The 18,840-nt window shown below is 49.2% G+C and carries 17 protein-coding genes; 14 read left to right on the top strand and 3 right to left on the bottom strand.

Annotation, left to right across the window (positions count from 1 at the left end):
* Positions 1–102: 102 nt before the first annotated feature.
* Together LG211_RS07490 and LG211_RS07485 are read left to right on the top strand one after the other, a co-directional pair.
* Complete coding sequence (locus LG211_RS07490; RefSeq protein ID WP_269477267.1) at positions 103–477, top strand: BlaI/MecI/CopY family transcriptional regulator; 375 nt, start codon at positions 103–105, stop codon at positions 475–477.
* Entirely contained in the window at positions 474–1,931 is a 1,458-nt protein-coding gene (locus tag LG211_RS07485; RefSeq protein WP_269477266.1) for a M56 family metallopeptidase, read from the top strand. The genes LG211_RS07490 and LG211_RS07485 overlap by 4 nt, the downstream gene beginning before the upstream one ends.
* 497 nt (positions 1,932–2,428) lie before the next feature.
* Here the strand turns inward: LG211_RS07485 and LG211_RS07480 are convergent, their stop codons facing one another.
* Both LG211_RS07480 and LG211_RS07475 read right to left on the bottom strand, forming a co-directional pair.
* Positions 2,429–3,727 (bottom strand): hypothetical protein, encoded by a 1,299-nt coding sequence (locus tag LG211_RS07480; RefSeq protein WP_269477265.1) that lies wholly within the window; start codon positions 3,725–3,727, stop codon positions 2,429–2,431.
* On the bottom strand, positions 3,687–4,253 hold the full coding sequence (locus tag LG211_RS07475) for an RNA polymerase sigma factor (RefSeq protein ID WP_253020627.1): 567 nt from the start codon (positions 4,251–4,253) through the stop codon (positions 3,687–3,689). Before LG211_RS07475 ends, LG211_RS07480 begins: the two co-directional genes overlap by 41 nt.
* A 156-nt stretch (positions 4,254–4,409) precedes the next feature.
* On the opposite strand from LG211_RS07475, the gene LG211_RS07470 reads away from it, so the two are divergent.
* The 10 genes from LG211_RS07470 (at position 4,410) to LG211_RS07425 (ending at position 13,618) form a co-directional block, all read left to right on the top strand.
* Positions 4,410–5,078 (top strand): manganese catalase family protein, encoded by a 669-nt coding sequence (locus tag LG211_RS07470; protein ID WP_148398253.1) that lies wholly within the window; start codon positions 4,410–4,412, stop codon positions 5,076–5,078.
* Positions 5,079–5,728: 650 nt separating this feature from the next.
* On the top strand, positions 5,729–6,259 hold the full coding sequence (locus LG211_RS07465) for a sigma-70 family RNA polymerase sigma factor (protein ID WP_148398255.1): 531 nt from the start codon (positions 5,729–5,731) through the stop codon (positions 6,257–6,259).
* Positions 6,246–7,013 (top strand): hypothetical protein, encoded by a 768-nt coding sequence (locus LG211_RS07460; protein ID WP_269477264.1) that lies wholly within the window; start codon positions 6,246–6,248, stop codon positions 7,011–7,013. Before LG211_RS07465 ends, LG211_RS07460 begins: the two co-directional genes overlap by 14 nt.
* Positions 7,014–7,030: 17 nt before the next feature.
* Positions 7,031–7,906, top strand: coding sequence for an ABC transporter ATP-binding protein (locus LG211_RS07455; protein ID WP_148398259.1), 876 nt, complete (start codon positions 7,031–7,033; stop codon positions 7,904–7,906).
* Positions 7,906–9,141, top strand: coding sequence for an ABC transporter permease subunit (locus LG211_RS07450; protein WP_269477263.1), 1,236 nt, complete (start codon positions 7,906–7,908; stop codon positions 9,139–9,141). The genes LG211_RS07455 and LG211_RS07450 overlap by 1 nt, the downstream gene beginning before the upstream one ends.
* 368 nt (positions 9,142–9,509) lie before the next feature.
* Positions 9,510–10,415 (top strand): LytR/AlgR family response regulator transcription factor, encoded by a 906-nt coding sequence (locus LG211_RS07445; protein WP_269477262.1) that lies wholly within the window; start codon positions 9,510–9,512, stop codon positions 10,413–10,415.
* Positions 10,416–10,542: 127 nt separating this feature from the next.
* Entirely contained in the window at positions 10,543–11,385 is an 843-nt protein-coding gene (locus tag LG211_RS07440; RefSeq protein ID WP_148398264.1) for an ABC transporter ATP-binding protein, read from the top strand.
* Entirely contained in the window at positions 11,386–12,105 is a 720-nt protein-coding gene (locus tag LG211_RS07435) for an ABC transporter permease (protein WP_148398266.1), read from the top strand.
* A gap of 95 nt (positions 12,106–12,200) precedes the next feature.
* Positions 12,201–12,800: an RNA polymerase sigma factor gene (locus LG211_RS07430; protein ID WP_253020622.1), complete on the top strand. Its 600-nt coding sequence runs from the start codon at positions 12,201–12,203 to the stop codon at positions 12,798–12,800.
* A gap of 38 nt (positions 12,801–12,838) precedes the next feature.
* Positions 12,839–13,618: an EFR1 family ferrodoxin gene (locus LG211_RS07425; protein ID WP_253020621.1), complete on the top strand. Its 780-nt coding sequence runs from the start codon at positions 12,839–12,841 to the stop codon at positions 13,616–13,618.
* On the opposite strand, the gene pdxR is transcribed toward LG211_RS07425, so the two are convergent.
* Positions 13,615–15,012, bottom strand: a complete 1,398-nt coding sequence (pdxR, locus tag LG211_RS07420) for a MocR-like pyridoxine biosynthesis transcription factor PdxR (protein ID WP_253020620.1) — start codon at positions 15,010–15,012, stop codon at positions 13,615–13,617. The genes LG211_RS07425 and pdxR overlap by 4 nt on opposite strands.
* 116 nt (positions 15,013–15,128) lie before the next feature.
* On the opposite strand from pdxR, the gene LG211_RS07415 reads away from it, so the two are divergent.
* Together LG211_RS07415 and LG211_RS07410 are read left to right on the top strand one after the other, a co-directional pair.
* The gene (locus LG211_RS07415) at positions 15,129–15,599 is read left to right on the top strand and encodes a pyridoxamine 5'-phosphate oxidase family protein (protein ID WP_269477261.1); all 471 of its coding nucleotides are present in this window, start codon (positions 15,129–15,131) and stop codon (positions 15,597–15,599) included.
* Between the two features lie 80 nt (positions 15,600–15,679).
* A complete protein-coding gene (locus LG211_RS07410) occupies positions 15,680–18,787 on the top strand; it encodes a UvrD-helicase domain-containing protein (protein ID WP_269477260.1) in 3,108 nt (1,035 codons plus the stop codon).
* The last annotated feature ends 53 nt before the right edge of the window (positions 18,788–18,840 follow it).

Genomic DNA, 18,840 nt, shown 5'->3' with positions numbered 1-18,840 from the left:
TAGGAAAAAATGGTGTGGTCCTTGACATCTTCTACAAACGTAGTATATATTACTACAGATGTAGAAGATGTTTTTTAATGCCTGCAGAAGGGAGGGATAACAATGGGTGATATGAAAAGACTGCCGGAAAGTGAGCTGGAGATCATGCAGATCGTTTGGCGCAGCACGCCTCCGGTCTCAAGGGCGGTCGTTGAAAGCGAGCTGAAGGAATCGCACCAGCTGGCGCCGACCACCATTCTTACGCTTTTGACCCGCCTGTGCGACAAGAACTTCCTCGCCATTGAAAAAAAGGGCCGTACCAATTATTACATACCACTGATCACGGAGCGGGAATACCTGGCCTCGGAGAGCCGCAACCTTTTGGACCGGCTTTACGGCGGCTCCCTGACCACACTGGCCACTGCCCTGTGCGACAGCGGAATCAGCAAGGAAGAACTGAAAAAGCTTCATGATCTTCTGGAAAGGGGCGAATTATGACGATGATGGGACTTCGAATTTTCTGGTCCGTTTTTCTGGCCTCTATGCTTGCCTACGGATTTCGCCGCTCATGGAGAATCGAACATGGACAAACGCAAAAGCTGATCGGGGACACGGATGAAGCCGTCGTATGGATAACGCCCCTGATCTTTCCTATGATTGTTGTGATTATCTTCCTGGCCGATTTTATACTTGGCGGAGTGGGAGAGATCAAACAATTTATGCGGCTGGCGGTGGACATTTTTATCAGTATGAGTGTGTATTTTTTCTTTCTAATGATCCTGCTGCCGGTACTGCGCAGATATTTCAGCGCCAGAGCCTGTGCGACCCTATGGCTGCTGCCGGTGCTGCTCTTTTACCAGCCGGTCACATTGGCGGACAGCGCCTTTGTGCCGCTGTTTACCTTCTATATCCCGGGAAATGTTCTGCAGGTATTCGGCTATATTTGGATGACTTTTGCTGCTGCCATATTTACTGGAGAAATCCTTTTCGGCCTGGTTTTCCGCCGCAAGCTGCTCAAAGGAGCCTGGCCGATTGAGGATAAAAGGATCCTGCAGCTGTGGGAAGAGGAGAAAAGAGCCATTCGCTACAGCAAGTCAGTGCGCCTTATGACCAGCGCGGATATTACCACGCCTTTGTCCATGGGCATGTTTGCGAAAAGCCAGGTAACCCTTTTGCCGGAGCGCTTTTATACGATGGATGAACTGCGGCTCATTTTTCGCCACGAACTCCATCACATCCAGCGGCGGGACGTGGATACCAAAGTTTTTTTGAGCTTTTGCAGGGCCATGTGCTGGTTCAACCCGCTGGTATGGATCGCCATTCGCAAAGCCAGCGATGATCTGGAGCTTTCCTGCGATGAGATCGTTTTGGAAGATGCCGGGGACCAGGAGCGGCGGCGATACGCCCAGCTGCTTTTGCATACTGCCGGGAGTTCCAGGGGCTTTACCACCTGCTTATCGGCCGCGGCTGGTTCTCTGCGATATCGGCTGAAATGCGTCATGCAGCGCCGCCGGCGCCGGGCGGGTATCCTTCTTTTAGTGGTTATGATGCTTATATGCTGCATGAGTTATGGCAGCATTGCCATGGCCAGCGAGCGGGGAACGGTTGGAGACCTGCTTCTGTCCGGCACTGCCGCTGAAGACGTTTATGCTCTTTCTTATTACGATAATCTGAAGGATGAAGAAGACCAGGGGCATACGCTGCATGCTTGCAGTGAAGAGCTGCTTGCCTATATAAAGGGGCTGGAGGCAGATAAACTTTTCAGCAGCGGCCGCTGGTCTTATGAAGGAGGACCGGTGGTGGACTGGGAGGTCGCAGCGGAAGAAGGTATGCTTTATTTATCGTTAAATGAAACGTTTCTCAGTGTGGAAAATAGCGACACAAACCAGACGTCATACTATAAACTGCGCTCTTCTGTGGACACTGACTATATCCGGGGATTTTTCGAATAACGGCCGGATGGGGAGACGTAGTACATTTAGAGGTTGAAAAGGCGGCCGGCTGGCAGCGGCCGCAGAGCTTGAAGGCGCCTGGTGTCGTGATTGCAGTTGCGTCAGTGATGCAGGAGTCAAAATGACAGCTCGATTTCAGTTTTTTTCTCAGTTTCTATTCGAAATGGCCCAAATAGGCAGCAAGGTCCATATAAAAAGGGGAAATCCTTCTTTACAAAACTCCTGACAGAAACTAGTTTGCGGTAGCCCCTCTAATAAATGCGCAAAAGTTTGCACTAACTCCGCGCCGCCAGACTAGTTTCCCACAAATATTTCTCTTAAAACGCCGCGAAAGGCCAAATCTATATGGACATTGCCTCCAAAACAGGGCATTTCGAATAGAAACGGCTCAAAATACTTTTTTGGAAGGCAGCTAAGCCGCGATACAACCGGCACGATCATAGCAATTAGGCAGCTGGAATCTTTCCAGCCGCCCTTCAATCACGAACATCTAAAAACTACAAATTCAGCTTCCCAAGGATATCCGACAAATCCTTCTCACTCACCGGCGAATCCCAATCGAAATCGTCACAACATTGTTTAAGGCTATCCTGCCACGCCTGATACAATTTTTTTTCCGCTTCCGTAGCTGTGCTGTACTTGGCTTCCAGCTGAGCAGATAGGCGATCCGCTTCTTTGGGGTCGGTGGTAGCAAGACAACTTTTTTCCATAGCCTTATAATCATGATCCCATGCCGCCTCGGTCCACTGGGTCACGACCCGGGTTTGCAGCTCATCCAGATCAATACCCAGCTCACTTTGGGATGTTTTCTCAAATTTTTCATCAATAGCACTGCACAAGCGCTGATACTCTTTTTCATCAGCCTCTGAAGTGAGCCGGTCAATGGAAACCGTAACATAGCCGCCGCCGGTATCGGCAAAGCAAGTGTAGCCGATGATCTTACTGCTGTCATTATTCGCCTTTTTGGGAACACAGATAAAATCTTGACCGGATTTAGTCGTATGAGTAAAGGCCTGATCCTGCTTCAACAGATCGGTGCCTTCACCGGGGGCCAGGCAGAATCCGTTCCAGGGAAAGGATCCTTTAGGCGTATAAGAAATGGACACCGGAGTGTTGCCTAAAGTCTGATCTTTGCTTGGAAGAACATAGGAAACAAAGAAATTGCCGTCGTCAAAAATAAAAGCGGTTTCTTTATCAAAAAGAGTCGGATCAGGCAACGCTCCTGCTAAGGAAGTTCCTAGAAAATCAGGAATATGGTTCTTCTTCATTGCCTCTTTTACTTGGTCCAAAGACGTGATATCCGTCCTGCGGGAAGCATACTTTAGATGATATTTTGTGGATAGTTCCTTCACCTTATCTGCATCAGCGTAGATGGGATAATCCACCGGATCGTATACCGACTTCTCCAGCGTCTTGTAGTTTTGATTAAGATAAGACGCATAGTCGCTGGCGGCCTTGTATTCATTGGAATCAAGCGCTGCGTTGACCGAATTGGCGGTGCCATCGTTAAATCCCACAGCAGGAAAGAGCAATCCCGCCGCGTATGCAACGGTGGCAAAGGCCAGCAGCGCTGCCAGAGCGGCTGCCAGAACCACAGGCCGTCTGCGGTTTTTCTTTTTTCGTAAGGCAGCATTTTCATTTTTTTTATGTTTGGATAAAGATTGGATTCTGCCGACAAAGTCCTGGGGCATATCGGGTATCTCAATGGAGACCAAATCCGCTGCCAGCTGATCGGCCAGAGCGATGTCGCCGTCATCAATAGCTTGATTCAGTTTTCTTTTCATATTTTCTTTCATAACAGCCTCCCTTACACTCTTGAAAATCAATTTCGGAAATAATTTTGCGGATCTCTTTTCTAAGACGGACGTAACGCATGCGCAGAGCCGGTTCCTTTAATCCCAGAGACGCGGCGATGTCCTTCATTGGTTCATGGTTTAAATAGTAGCGATTGTAAAGCTCTTTTTGTTCCAAGCTGAGCTTTCCTAACACTTCCGGAACATGATCCATCTCATCGATCTGCCTGTCTTCTTCCAAGGCCAGGATTTCTGCCGGCTCTTTATCCAAAGAAGGGATCCCTTCGCTTAGCGACTCCTCTCCGCGAGCTTGAATTTTGCGCAGCGCAGAACAGGTCAAAAATTTTGCTGTTTTGTAGAGAAAGGCCGCCGGTTTTTCATGGGACAAAAACAGGTCTCCTTTTTCATAAGCCGCCAAAAAAACGTCCTGCACGAGATCTTCAGTTAAGGTTTGGTTATTTGTCATTACATAGATGTAGCGGTAAATTCGTTTATAATTTTCATCACACAATACATTAAAACGTTCCACGTATATCTCACCTCCTGTACAAAGATATAGCGCGATTTCTTTATTGTAACAAAAAAAGCGGACAAACCGCATAAAAAATTTGTAAATACACCAGGCCGGAGTTTTTTCTTTTTTTTAGGGAAAGCTAAAAATGAATAAAAAAATGGAGGTAATCTTATGTTTAAACATGAAAAACCATTGTTTCATCCAGTGGCAGTCGAACGGCCAAACCCGCAGTATGCGGCGCTTCTGCAAGAGCAGCTGGGCGGAGCAAACGGCGAATTGAAAGCGGCGCTGCAGTATATGTCCCAGAGTTTCCGTATCAAAGATCCGGAGATTAAAGATCTGTTTATGGACATTGCGGCTGAAGAATTGGGCCATATGGAAATGGTCGCCCAAACCATCAATCTTCTCAATGGACATGATGTGGATTTCACCAAGACCGATGCCGGGGAAATCCAGACCCACGTGCTGCTGGGATTAAATCCGGGGCTCATTAACGCTTCCGGCTATTCGTGGACCGCAGATTATGTGTCTGTAACCGGCGATCTTTGCGCTGACCTGCTCTCCAACATCGCATCTGAGCAGCGGGCCAAGGTGGTGTATGAATATCTGTATCGCCAGATCGACGACAAAAAGGTGAAGGAAACCATCGACTTCCTGCTCAATCGGGAAGAGGCTCACAACGCCATGTTCAGAGAAGCCTTTAACAAAGTGCAGGATACCGGTTCCAACAGAGACTTCGGAACCACTCAGGCGGCTAAAATGTACTTTAGCATGTCGGAGCCTTCTCCGAAAAATACGACTCTGGACGGAATTGCAGGAAAACCGCCGGCGTTCCAATAAGAAAAGAGCCGCGGTCTTATAAAAATTTTGTGCGGAGAAACAGGCGCACAGATGGCAAAAGGGGCTGAGCATGAAACGTTTTCTTGTTCAGCCTCTTTCATTGGGAAAAAGGTTGAAATTATGTGGATAAAATAAAATCAAGATTCTCAAAAACATTGTAATTTCAATATATAAGGAGGATGATTTATCCACATCTATCCTTGGGATAAAAAACAAAAATCTGTTCAAAAACTGTCTGTTTATGACCTGAAAAGGCAGAACTTTGAAAGTTGATGCGGATATTAACAATTTGAACAGCCCTTTATTAAGATGTTTGAAACAACGTTCATTTGCGATACGGAAAATCTGTGGATAGAAAAAAGAAGTAATACATAGAAACGTTGAAATTTAAGAAGTTAAAGGCATATACTTATCCACAAAACCAATGGGATAAAAATGTGAATAACAGAAAAGATGCTGTGGATAAGGAAACTGTTTGTCTTTTTTCCACGCTCATATGAAAAAAATTTTGCAGAATTTAATCATTTTTGAAGGGAGAAAAGGTTATATAATATGATGGATGTGAAAAAGTCTCTGCGGTGAGGCCGCATCTGTCATGCCATATGGCGCGTGCATGCACAAAAAGGATAGGATTTCAGGAGGAAGCCGTTGTGACCAGAGAGGCTAGTCTGCTTAAAAAAATTGAAGAGGACGATTTAACGCGTCTGGATCAGCTGATCACTCACTATTACGGAGATATTTTCCGTTATTGCTTGTGGCATACAGACAGCCGTCAGACGGCTGAAGATGCGGCTCAGGAGACCTTTCTTAAATTTGTCCGCTACTATGACCGCAAAAGCTATGGCAGAAAAATCCGCGCCTATCTGTACAAGATCGCTGTCAACGTTTGCATTGATCTGAGCAAACGGCCTCCCATGGACCAGCTGCCAGAAGAGCTGCCTGCCTGCGAACCGGGATATGAAGACGCGGAACATAATGCGGATTTTCTTCAGCTGGTCCGCCGGCTGCCAAAGGATCAGCAGGACTTGGTCGTTCTCAGGTTCGGACAAGACCTTACGATTCGCGAGTGCGCCGAGATAACAGGGCTTCCTCTGCGCACAGTACAATCCAGACTGCGCAGCGCACTGAAAAAAATAAAAATGGAGATCCAAAAAAGGGGGATCGAAGATGAATCTAAATAAAAAAATCAGACAAGAACTAATGAATTATGGCCGGGGAGACTGGTCAGAACAAGCCTTGAAGGAGACCTGCGCTGCGGCCCATGATGTTTACACACAGAAAAAACAGCGCCGCCGGATCGGATTCGGAACCTTCCTGCTGAGGCAGGTCCGGTTCACCGCCGGCAGAGTTTGGATGCTTCAGGCCGGAGTGCTGATCGCGCTCTGCCTGGTGCTGGATCTGCAGCTTAAGACTGGTTCGGGCAGTTACAGCTCTCTGGGGTTTGCCTTCAGCCTGGTGTCCGCAGTCACAGCGATGACAGGAATTCCTTATATCTGCCGGTCAGCCAGATGGGGCATGTATGAGATGGAAACCGCCTCCAGGGTGTCTTTTTCCGGGCTTCTCTGCGCACGGCTGGCTATTACCGGGGCCGGCAATTTAATCATGCTGGCAGCCTTTTTTACTTTGGCCCATTTAAAATTATCCATGCCTTTGAATACAGCTTCCTACATGCTGCTGCCCTTTTTCATCGTTTGGATGGGAGTTATGCTGCTGGTTCGAAGGGCCTGCGACAAATTTCTTCCTCTCTATTGCGGCGCCTTCAGCATCCTCATAATCGCCTCGCTCTTTGGGCTCCACCAGCTGGCGCCCCGGGCTTTTGGGCCGGATGCGGCAATGCTTTGGAACATCATGTGTATTGTTATCATCGCAGGGCTTTCGATACAGATACGAGCCCTGATAAAAAAACCTTCCCACATGGACGGCGTATCCGTGTAAACGAATAGGAGACGATCATGAAACTAGAAATCAGAAATTTAAAGAAAACGTATAAAGATAAGACGGCTGTTAACGGCGTCACCCTTGAAATTACACCGGGAGTCTGGGGGCTTCTGGGAGCCAATGGCGCCGGCAAAACGACGCTGATGCGAATGATCGCAGGGATTCTGACTCCGACTGAGGGAGAAATTCTTTATGACGGGGTTAAAATCAAAGATTTGGGCGGAGCCTACCGGGACATCTTCGGCTACCTGCCTCAGAATTTCGGATTTTACCCGGAATTTCGAGTAAAGGATTACCTGGAATATATGGCGGCGCTGAAGGGGCTGTCAAAGAAAGATACCGCTCGTAAGATCGATGAGCTGATGGATAAACTTACCCTACGAGAGATTCGAAATAAACAGATTCGAAAGCTTTCTGGAGGTATGCAGCGCAGGGTGGGAATCGCCCAGGCACTGCTCAACGAACCCGAAGTGCTGATTTTAGATGAACCCACCAGCGGTCTGGACCCTGGAGAGCGGATCCGGTTTCGCAATCTGCTGTCCGAGTTCGCAAAGGACCGGATCGTGGTGATCTCAACCCACATCGTGCCCGATGTGGAATACATCGCCACCTGCAACGCGCTGATGAAGAATGGAAAAATTATCGACATCGGCACCACAGAGGAATTGGTAAAGCTGGTGAAAGGAAAAGTGTGGGAAGCCAGCCTGGAGCCGGAACATCTACCCCGCTATGAAATCAGCCTCAATATCATCAACGTGCGCAACGAGGATACGGGGCGGGTCCGCGTCCGCTATTTGTCGGATATTCCTGCGGTTGCGGGCTCCCAGTCCGTTTCCCCGAGGCTGGAAGATTTGTATCTCTTTCTGTTTTCGGAAAAGGAGGGTGCATAATGATTCGTTTAATCAGATTGGAAATGAAAAAGGTGCTCAAGAGCAGGATGCCCAAGATTCTTCTATCCCTGGCTCTGATCCTTTCAGTAGTCATGGCCCTGGCTGTGATTCACTATGCAAATTATACTTACCAGGATGCACAGGGGAAGGAAGTAACGCTCACCGGATTTAAAGCCATTGAAAAAAACAAGGAAATGATGGAACCTTATGAAGGACCCTTGACCCCAGAAAAGATTGAGCATGTATTCCGTGTTAACCGGGAAGCTGAAAAGACATACGAGGAAGGTATTCCGGCGGATAGCCAGGAGAAAGAGCGTTATCCTGCTAAACGGATTTTAGGATCCTTGCGGCAGGTATATTTTGATAAAGAAGGAATGCCCAGATCGCTGAGCCAGATCGATGATAAAGACGCCCGGAATTTTTACCAGGTACGGGATGGGGTCGTGGCAGACTCGATTGCCTCCAAATATCCCAAGAGCCCTCTGATCCAGGATAAGGCGCTTGCCCTCAACGATCAAATCGAAAAGCCCTTTACCTTTCTTTACGGTTATGCCACCAGTGACAGCGCCGATTATGTGCTGATGCTGCTGATCGTGCTGATGCTCCTTTGCGGCATTTTGACAGCTCCGGTATTTTCATCGGATTACCAGACCGGAGCAGATGATATCCTCCGCTGCACCAAGAATGGAAGGGTGAGGCTGGCCGGAGCGAAAGTTCTTTCCGCTTTCCTTCTTTCCGGGCTCTGCTTTATCATCTGTATGACCATCTACCTGCTGATCGTCAATACGGCCTTTGGTTGGGACAGCCTGAAAGCCTCCATCCAGTTTACTTACAATGTGACGGTCATCGCTCCGCTGACGGCAGGAGGCGTGCAAAAACTCACGGCAGGAGCCGGTCTGCTCATCTTCCTTGCGATGATCAGCTTCATTCTCATGATCTCGTCCAAAACCAAAACCGCCATGGTTTCCATGATTCTGGCGCTGGTATTCTGTTTTCTGCCGTCACTGGTTTCAGCGATCGGCAGCGGCAGCATCATCCAATGGATCTGCTGCCTTATGCCCGCGGGCGGGGCCGGACTGACCCACAGCTTCTTATTCGAGCTGCTGGGAACGAATTTCTTGCCAGCGGGAGACACCGGGTTCTGGTCGCCTTACGTAATCCTGATCGCAGCTGCGATCCAGCTGCCGCTGTTTATCATTCTAACCATTCGCTTTTACTGTAGACACGAGGCGTAGTATTTTTTCCATTGAGTGCGGCAGCCTGAAAAACACTGAGGCGTCCTGGGGCGATCTCAAGCCGCCGCTCGAAGTCGATTGTCAGATAAATCTTTTTTCAGAATGGACTTTCCACTTGCTGCCACGATCAGGCCCAGCAAACCCACGATTTTGCGTTAAAAAAAGGTGAAACCTTTTCCGGGATACGGAAGATGGGCTCCGAGGTCCGGCCTCCCGACTTTATAACACTACCCCCTGGGCCAGAATAGTGAGACTTACGGTACCGGTAAGACGGCTGCATAAAACGGCAGCCGTTTTGCATGCGTCCAGGTTTTTGGCAGCGCCAATTTGTGATACAATAAGGCGAACATGTAAGGAGGATTGGGAAAATGCCAAGGGAATACACCAATATTGAAGATTTATTACAAAGTCTAACAATCTTTCAGGGAATCCACATTGAATGCAGTCAGGATGAGGAAAAAGAAATCTTCAAAACGTTTCTGCGGCTCTACGGCAGGCGAGGCGTATCCTATATTATGCGGACAGACAGGGGGTATGACCGCCAAACGGTGGGAGAATATCTGAAATTTTTCGAAAAGCTGTCTGCAAGCCGTTTGAGCTGCAAAGAAACGATGCGGGATTTTCAGCTGGAGGACATTCGAAGGAAAAAATTGCGGGAATGTACGGTGAGCGAACACATGCGGGTCAATTTTGCCAGGATTCGTTTAGCAGAAAATCGGCTGTGTTTTTTAGAAAATCCCATTTCCGACCTGGACGGCCTCAGTCAAAAGGTTATTTTGGAATGGATGGGAAAACAAGCGGAAGCAGAAGTTAAATTCGTTACCACCACTTCTTCCCTGCGCCATGCGCTGCTGCTTCCGGGAATGGCCTTCTATCAGGAAGAAGGACGGTACGTCCAAGTCCCCGATGAAGAAGAGACTGCCTCCTCCGATGGAGCCGTCCATAAGAAGATAGCAGCCAAATCCGGAAGCAAAACCCTGCTCTTTGAGCCAAAGGATATTGATTTTATTGAAAGCCTTAATAAAGCCAATTTTTTGTCCGTCAGAGATTCCAGTTATCAGGTTGGATATACCATGGATGAACTGGAGGAGATGCTGAAAGATTTCGGTTTTTTCCGCTGCCATAGGTCCTATATCGTCAATGTACAAAAAGTAGAAGAAATTGAAAAGTGGACCAAGAATAGCTACAGTCTGCGCCTGAATAACCCCCAGCACAGCCAGGTTCCGCTGGCCAAAGGCCGAGTCGCCCAAATGCGGAAAACCTATAACTGGTGAGAAGCGGCTCCATTGGTCGCCTTATGGCTCCCCTGGTCCCAGATTCGACTCCCCTGGTTACTGCGCTATTGCAAAGAAAGGAAGCTTCCCCCATAATCGGGTTCAGAAGATAGAAGGAGGAACAAGTATGGAATATTTAATTGAACTAAAAAAGGTTTGCCTGCAGTTTGATTTGGGCTTTGCCATCGAAAACCTGACCTTCGGTGTCAAAGAAAAGGAGATTTTCGGCTTCCTGGGGCCAAGCGGGGCCGGTAAGACCACGACCATTAAGCTGCTGACCAAGCAGCTGAAACGAAAGTCGGGCAGTATTTCCCTGCTGGGAAAGGACATCGATCAGGTAACCCGCAGCGATTATGACCAGATCGGAATTTTATCCGATACCAGCAATCTTTATGAGCGGATGAGCATCCAGGATAATCTGAACTTTTTCGCTGGTCTGAGAGGCATTGGCCGCGGCCAGGTGGAGGACATACTGCAGCGGGTCGGACTCAAAGAGCAGAGGAAACAAGTATTTAAAAAATGTTCACGAGGTATGAAGCAGAGAGCAATTTTGGCCTCAGCGGTATTACACCGTCCAAGGCTCTTGTTTTTAGATGAACCTACCAGCGGCCTGGATCCGGCCACCAGCCAGGAGATCCACCGGCTGCTTTTGCAACTCAACAAGACCGGCACAACAATATTCCTCACAACCCACAACATGGAAGAAGCCGATAAGCTCTGCCATCGGGTGGGGATCATCAACCAAGGAAAACTGATCGCCTGCGGTGCTCCCCGGGACTTGAAGCTGGAATTCGCCAGGGATGAGATCCGTGTTATGAAAAGAGACCGACAGTACATCACAGTAAAAAAAGACGAAGCCGGCGCAAAACGGATTGCGGAACTGATTCAGGCAGGGGACTGTGTGACCATCCACAGCAATGAACCAAACCTGGAAGAAATCTTTTTGCAGTTAACAGGGAGGGAGTTTTAAATGGATATTTCAATGAGAAAAATTGGCGTTTTATTTAAAAAGGACTTTACAGACTTTTTTAAGAATATGGCGGTGTTTGTAAGCTGTATCATTCCGGTGATCTTCGCTGTAGTTTATAAGTATATGCTGGCGGATATGGGTGTGGGTGCGCTATATTTGATGAATATGATCCTGGGGCTGAATCTGGCCATGATTTCAGTGATGCTGACGGCGACCACGATTGCCGAAGAAAAAGAAAAGTTCACCCTGCGGACACTGATGCTCTCCAATGTGAGCGGCGTCGAAGTGTTTACCTCTAAAATGCTGGTAACCAGCCTGATCATGCTCATCAGCAATACGCTCATTTTCCTGATCTCCGGGGTCGAAATCGGCCTGCTGCCCCTTTACATCGTGATAACTGTCATCGGGGGAATACCACTAATCCTGCTGGGAGCTTCGGTAGGCATCCTGGCCAGAGATCAGATGAATGCGGGCGTGTATGAAGTTCCGGTCATGCTGCTCTTCGTGCTGCCGACGGTTTTTAGCGGTATCAACAGCACGGTTGATAAGATCGCGGCCTTTACCCCTTGCCAGCCGACGCTGGATTTGGTCTTTCGGCTGCAGACGGGGAAGCTGGCATCCGGGGAGTCTCTGATGAACGCGGCGGTGATCTTGGCCTGGATCGTAATTGCGGCTATCATTCTGATACTGCTGTATCGGAAACGGGGAACGGATAACTAGCCGCCAGGTACTGCTCGTAATTATTAGGTAGCATTTGTTTCTCTAGTTGGTTATACTTTAAGAAAAGATGAATCAAGTAAAAAAGGGAGGCAAATATGGACGAGAAAGAAAAAGAAACTTTACTATGCAGCAAATATAATCGTATTAATCGGATTTTGGCCATATACGGGGTCAGCCCGCAAGACCGGGAAGACTTACTGCATGAAGTTTTTATGAACGCGCTGCGGCATCTGTCCCAGCTTCGGGATACCGAAAAAATGGAAGCTTGGCTTTGGACGATTACCAGGAACACGCTCAATCATTATTGGGAAGAGATTCGAACAAGCAGCAAATCAAAGATTTCCATCGAAGGCATGGATGAAAAGAACCAGGATATCTTCGATGATGCTGCATATGAACGCTTTATACCTGAACTAAGTGAGCGCTTTCGCCATGAAGAGCTGGTTCAGGCTTTAAGACAGCTTAGCCGGGCATCATTAACGCTTCTTAGACTCCATTATTATGAAGGCTACAAGTTAAAAGAAATTGCGCAGATCATCGGAGAGACTGAGAGTTCAGTGAAAAGCCGCCATCAAAGAGCAATCGCAAGGCTGCGGCGGATTCTGATTAAAAGCCAGTGGGCACAAGAAGCTGAGACAGGAGATCAGCGGCCGCCGGGCTTGCTGACTGCAGAATTAAATCCCGCTCTTCTTTGAGGACTCCTGTAAAATTAAGCGAAGGAAAGGAAAATAAAATGAAACGGGTAATCACAATGTATTTTAGCCCAACAGGTACCAGCAGAAAGATTGCAGAAGCCATATCAAGTGCGATCTGTGCCCAATTCGGATGTGAAATGGAAACTATAAACTTAACTGAGAAAGAAATTAGAGACGGGGAGCACGAGTTTGAGGAGGATGCTTTACTGGTACTGGGCTATCCGGTATATGCAGGAAGAGTTCCCGAGGTGCTGCAGGCGCCGCTGCGCAGGTTAAAGGGCAGTGGTAATGCGGCAGTACTGGCCGCGGTCTATGGAAATCGGGATTATGAGGATGCCTTAGTAGAAGGACAGGACATTCTTACAAAAGCCGGATTCTCGGTCATCGGCGCAGGAGCATTCATCGGTGAACATTCCTATTCCAAGAAGGTGGCTGCCGGGCGGCCCGATGAAACGGATATCCTGAAGGCTCAAGCATTCGGCCGCCAATTTGCAGAAAAGCTGGAGCAGGGCAGCACAGCGGAAATCAAAATCAAGGGAAATCGCCCATATAAAGACCCGATGCCTGACCTGCCTTTTGTTCCTAAGACTACGGACGCCTGTTCAAACTGCGGAATCTGCGTAAAAAAATGTCCGATGCAGGTTATTCATAAAGAAAACCCGCGGGTGGTTGATTCGGGCTGCATTCTGTGCAGCGCCTGTGTAAAGTGCTGTCCTGAGGAGGCCAAGATTATCGACGCAGAACCGATTCTCAAGATAAAAGCCATGCTAGAGTCTAAGTTTACCCATCGGAAAGAGCCTGAACTGTTTCTGTTTTAAATTTCCCACACCTTTTTCAGCTCTGTCAGTATGGACGTAAAGGCCTCTACTGGAATGGTTGGAAACCCCAGCAGCAGCTGGGAGCGTGGACAGTTTTGCGGATCAATATAAAGAATCTGTGTGGAATAAAAACGAATGCCAATGCTTTCAGCCCTTTCAATCAGCTGATCCTGAGAGAAGGGGCTTTTTATATCCAGCAAAAGGTGGATGCCGGCGCCGCCTCCGCAGACCGAGACCGAATCTCCGAAGATTTCCTCCAGGGCAAAAAGCAGTGCAGCCTGCTTTTTCCGATAGACCGTGCGCAGCCGGTTGATGTGGCGCTCGTAATGGCCGCCTGATATGAAGTCTGCCAGAGCCAGCTGATGCAGCGGCGATACTTGGGCATTATACCGCTGATAATAAGCCTTGTAGGCCGGGATCAAGGACTTGGGAAAGACAATATAGGCGGTGCGCATGGACGGAGCCAGGGACTTGGAAAAGGTACCGGTATAAATAGTCCTATCGTGGATGTCCAGCGATTGGAGGGCCGGTATGGGGTTGGTATAATAGCGCAGCTCACTGTCATAGTCGTCCTCGATCAGATAAGTATTGGTTTCCTGGGCCCATGACAGCAGCTGCCTTCGCTTTCCGACAGGTAGAACGGCGCCAGTAGGGAACTGATGAGAGGGTGTAACATATAAAAGGTCGGTGTCTAGTTTTTCCACAGCTGTCATGGAAATGCCGTCAGACTCCACCGGTACCGGCTGGAGCTGAAAACGATGGTTGGCAAAAATCGCCCGAATGCCGTCGTACCCCGGTTCTTCCATAGCAAACCGCTTCCCTGTGTTTTCAAAGATGTTGGCGATCATTTCCATGGAATGCTGCTGACCGCAGGTTATGACCATTTGGTCCGGGTCGCAGACAACTCCCCTGGAACGCTGCAGATAGCGGGCAATTTCGAGGCGCAGAGCCGGTTCTCCCTGGCGGCAGGGATATTGGATCGCCGGATTAAGTTCCATTGTGGTCAAGGCATTATTCACACTTTTCCTCCACTGCCCATGAGGAAAAACGGAGTTATCGACAGAGCCGTATGCAAAATCATAGCGGGCAGGCATCTTATATAAAGGCCCTTCCTCCCTACTGCGGCTGTGGGCCGGCGCTCCAGCATCCAGCTGGAGAGGGATTTTGCACACAAGAAATCCGCTGCCGATTCGGGATTCGATGTAGCCCTCAGCGGCCAGCTGCTGATAGGCTTTATCCACGGTATTCCTTCCCACGGAAAGTTCTTCGGCCAGTTTTCTGGTAGCTGGAAGCCGGTCTCCTGCGGCCAGGGCCCCTGTAAGGATTTCACGGACAAAGGCGGCGTAAATTTGTTCGTAGAGCGGCGATGCGCTGTCGCGGTCAATGTATAACATAAATGTTCCTTTTGTAATTGGATCCTGTCAAAATTTGAAAATTGGTGCTTACGTTAAAGCCAATTTCATTGTATACTCATGGCAAGAAGAAATCAAGAAAAACAGGAGGTATCAATATGGATAAAGAAATGAGAAGAAGTGAAAAAGCTATGACTCGTGAGGAGTCGATGGAGGTCTTGGAAAAAGCGGAATACGGCGTGCTTTCAACAATCAGTACCGACCAGACGCCATACGGAACACCGATGAATTTTGTCTATCAGGATGGCGCCATCTATTTTCACTGCGCACTTACAGGGCACAGACTGGAAAACTTGGCAGCCAACAGCAGCGCCTGTCTGACGGTTACAGACTCAGTAAAGCTGATGCCTGAGAAATTCAATACCCAGTACAGGTCGGTCATCGTCTTTGGAACCGTTCAGGTGGTGGAAGATCAAAAGGAAAAGAGAAAGGGGATCACAGCCATTTTAAAAAAACTGTCACCGGACCATTTAAAAGCGGGTGAGGACTATATCAATTCCGCGTTCGAAAAGCTGCATGTTCTTAGGCTGGATATCGAGAAGATCAGCGGAAAAGCGACCAGAGGATAGAACTGGCGAAATATTTTGCTTCCCTATTTCCCAGGAGCGATTTATAATAAAAGCATCTTGGGAAAAGCAGGTGAAGCAACATGTACATTGCCGATTTACATATTCATTCCAAATATTCACGGGCGACCAGTAGAGAATGCGTGCCGGAACATCTTGACCTTTGGGCCAGGAGGAAAGGCATCGATATCCTGGGGACCGGAGACTTTACCCATCCGGCCTGGAGGCAGGAGCTGAAAGAAAAGCTTCTGCCTGCGGAGGATGGGCTTTATATACTCAAGGACGAATATCGAATCCGAGATGCTGCGACAGCTGATGAAAAACAGCCCCGCTTCATTCTTTCCGGTGAAATCAGCTCCATCTATAAGCAGGATGGGAAAACGAGAAAGGTGCATAATCTGATTTTGCTGCCAAGCCTGGAGGATGGGGAGCAATTGTCACGGAGGCTTGCGGCTATTGGAAACATTCATTCCGACGGCAGGCCTATACTGGGCCTTTCCAGCAGAGACTTGCTGGAGATCACCCTGGATGTCTGCCCGCAGGCCATCTTCATCCCGGCGCATATCTGGACGCCTCACTTCTCCCTGTTCGGCGCTTTTTCCGGTTTTGATACCATTGGAGAATGCTTCGGCGACTTGACCCCATACATTCATGCGCTGGAAACGGGATTATCCTCCGATCCGCCGATGAACTGGCAGCTGTCGGCGCTGGATGGGTACAATCTGGTGTCCAACTCCGACGCCCACTCCCCGTCAAAACTGGGGCGGGAAGCCAATTTGCTGGATATTCCCCTATCCTATGAGGGAATGAAGGAAGCTTTGGAGAAGGGCAGCGGGCTTTGCGGCACCATTGAATTTTTCCCGGAGGAAGGCAAATACCATATGGACGGCCATCGGAAATGCGCGCTGAGCCTGAGCCCGGCGGAAACCGATCAGTACGGCGGCAGGTGTCCGGTATGCGGAAAAAAGATCACCATCGGCGTACTCCATAGGGTACAGCAGCTGGCGGATCGGGAAGAGGGCTGCTATAAACCGGAGGGCGGATATTTCGAAAGCCTGGTACCCCTGCCGGAGGTCATCGCCGCGTCCACGGACAAGTCGGCGGCCAGCGTGAAAGTGCAGCGCCAGTATGAGGCCATGCTCAAGGAGTTGGGGACGGAATTCACGATCTTGCGGGAGATGCCCCTGGAGGAGATCGGCAGAATGGCAGGTCCGTGCATTGAAGAGGGCATCAGGCGGCTTCGCCAGGGCAAGGTGGAGCGGATTCCCGGGTATGACGGAGAGTATGGAAAGATCAAGATTATTGGAAAAGAGGAAATCGAGGAGTTGTGCGGGCAGATGAGCCTCTTTGCCGGATGTCCCCTCCCGGCCGGAGAGAAGCCTAAAAAGAAACTTAAGCCAGCGGCGGCGCCTCCAAAAGAGCCTGCAAAAGAAGAACCGTCTCATAAAGGTGCCAATTGCGAGCAGCTAGCGGCTATCGAAACAAAACAGTCTGTGACAGCGGTGATTGCAGGTCCCGGCACAGGCAAGACATATACATTAATTGAGCGGATCGCCTTTTTGATTGAGAAACTGGATCAGAAACCTTCGGATATAACAGCGGTCACCTTTACCAATAAAGCGGCGGCGGAGATGCGGCTGCGGCTGGTGGAAAAGCTGGGATCGAATCGGGGCAGGTCTGTGAGGGTGGGAACCTTCCATGGGATTTGCCGGGAAATGCTGATTCAGGCGGGCTTGGCTGTCGCTTTGGCGGACGAAACCATCCAGCTTGAGCTGGCCGGACAGGCGAAAGTGGCGTGCGGGGTTTCCGTATCGCCGGTCAAGCTGCTGCGCCAGGTTTCTGCATATAAGATGGGGATGCTCCCGGAAGATAAAAAAATTCTCCAAGCATGCGAGGACTATACGAACAGGCTTCAGGATACGGGACTTCTAGACTTTGACGATCTGCTGCTGGAGGTGCTTAAGCGCTGGGATCAATCTCCCCGGCATCCGGCCTTTTCCGCCGGCAGACATATTCTGGTGGATGAGCTGCAGGATATCAATGAGATCCAGTATCAGCTGATTCGGGCCTGGAGCGCCCAGGCCGATACCCTCTTTGTCATCGGAGATCCGGATCAGTCCATATACGGTTTTCGCGGATCCGATCCCGGCGTCTTTGGCCGGATTGAAAAGGAATATTCCCAGATTGACAGAATCCGCCTCACCCAAAATTACCGAAGCACGCCTCAGATTATCGACTGTGCATTGTCTGTGATTGACCATAACGACGGCCAACCCAGAACGCTGCTCGCAAGTGGGGCCGTCGGACAGCAGGTGCGACTGGTCACAGCGGAAAGCCGTATGGCGGAAGCCGTTTTTATTGCCAAAGAAATTAACCGTATGACTGGCGGTATGGATATGATGGACGCCCAGAATTTCGCATCCGCAAGGGAGCATCATCGAAGCTTCAGCGATATGGCGGTTCTTTATCGTACCCATTTTCAGGCCAAGCTTCTGGAACAATGTTTGAAAAAAGAAAGCATACCCTGCATCATCACGGGTAAAGAACCCTTTCAAGAAGATCCGGCGGTGCAGGCGGCGATCTGGTTTTTCCTTTATCTTTTGGAGCCAAAGGCCTATGAGGAGCAGATGAAGCGGGTTTGCAAAGGGATCTTTGAGACTGATCTTCAAGAAACTTGCCAATATCTAAAAGACTTGCTGCTGCCCCAACTAAAAGGAACCAAGCCGGAAACCCTCTTGCGGACCTGGGCGGAGAAAACAGGCCTTTCTTCTCATGAACCCCTGGAGCGTTTGTCAGGCATGGCTGTCTTTTATGATGATATGAGGACCTTTTTAGACCAGCTGCTGCTGGGTGAGGAGCAGGACTTGGAGCGAAGCGCTTCCGGCAAACGGTACGACTCAGGCGCGGTCAGACTCATGACCCTTCACGCAGCAAAGGGCCTGGAATTTCCTGTGATTTTTCTATGCGGCGTCAATGAAGACTTTATTCCTATGGCGAAGGGGGACATCCAGGAGGAGCGCCGGCTCTTTTATGTGGGCATGACCCGGGCTAAGGAGGAATTAATTTTGTCCGTATCCGGACAGCCATCCCCTTTCTTGGCGGAAATACCAGAAAACCATCTGACTGTGAAAGAGGCTTTCAAAAAGAAATCCGCTCCCAATATGGAGCAGCTGAAGTTGTTTGATTTTTAGAATGTGCGAAAATGCAACAAAAAAAGATGGCAAAACCCATTGACTATCCGGTA

It is taken from the genome of Hominibacterium faecale (assembly GCF_020734085.1).
Lineage (GTDB): Bacteria > Bacillota > Clostridia > Peptostreptococcales > Anaerovoracaceae > Hominibacterium > Hominibacterium faecale.
The sequence above is the reverse complement of the archived record's forward strand: the minus strand, read 5'-3'. Positions and strand labels throughout refer to the sequence as shown.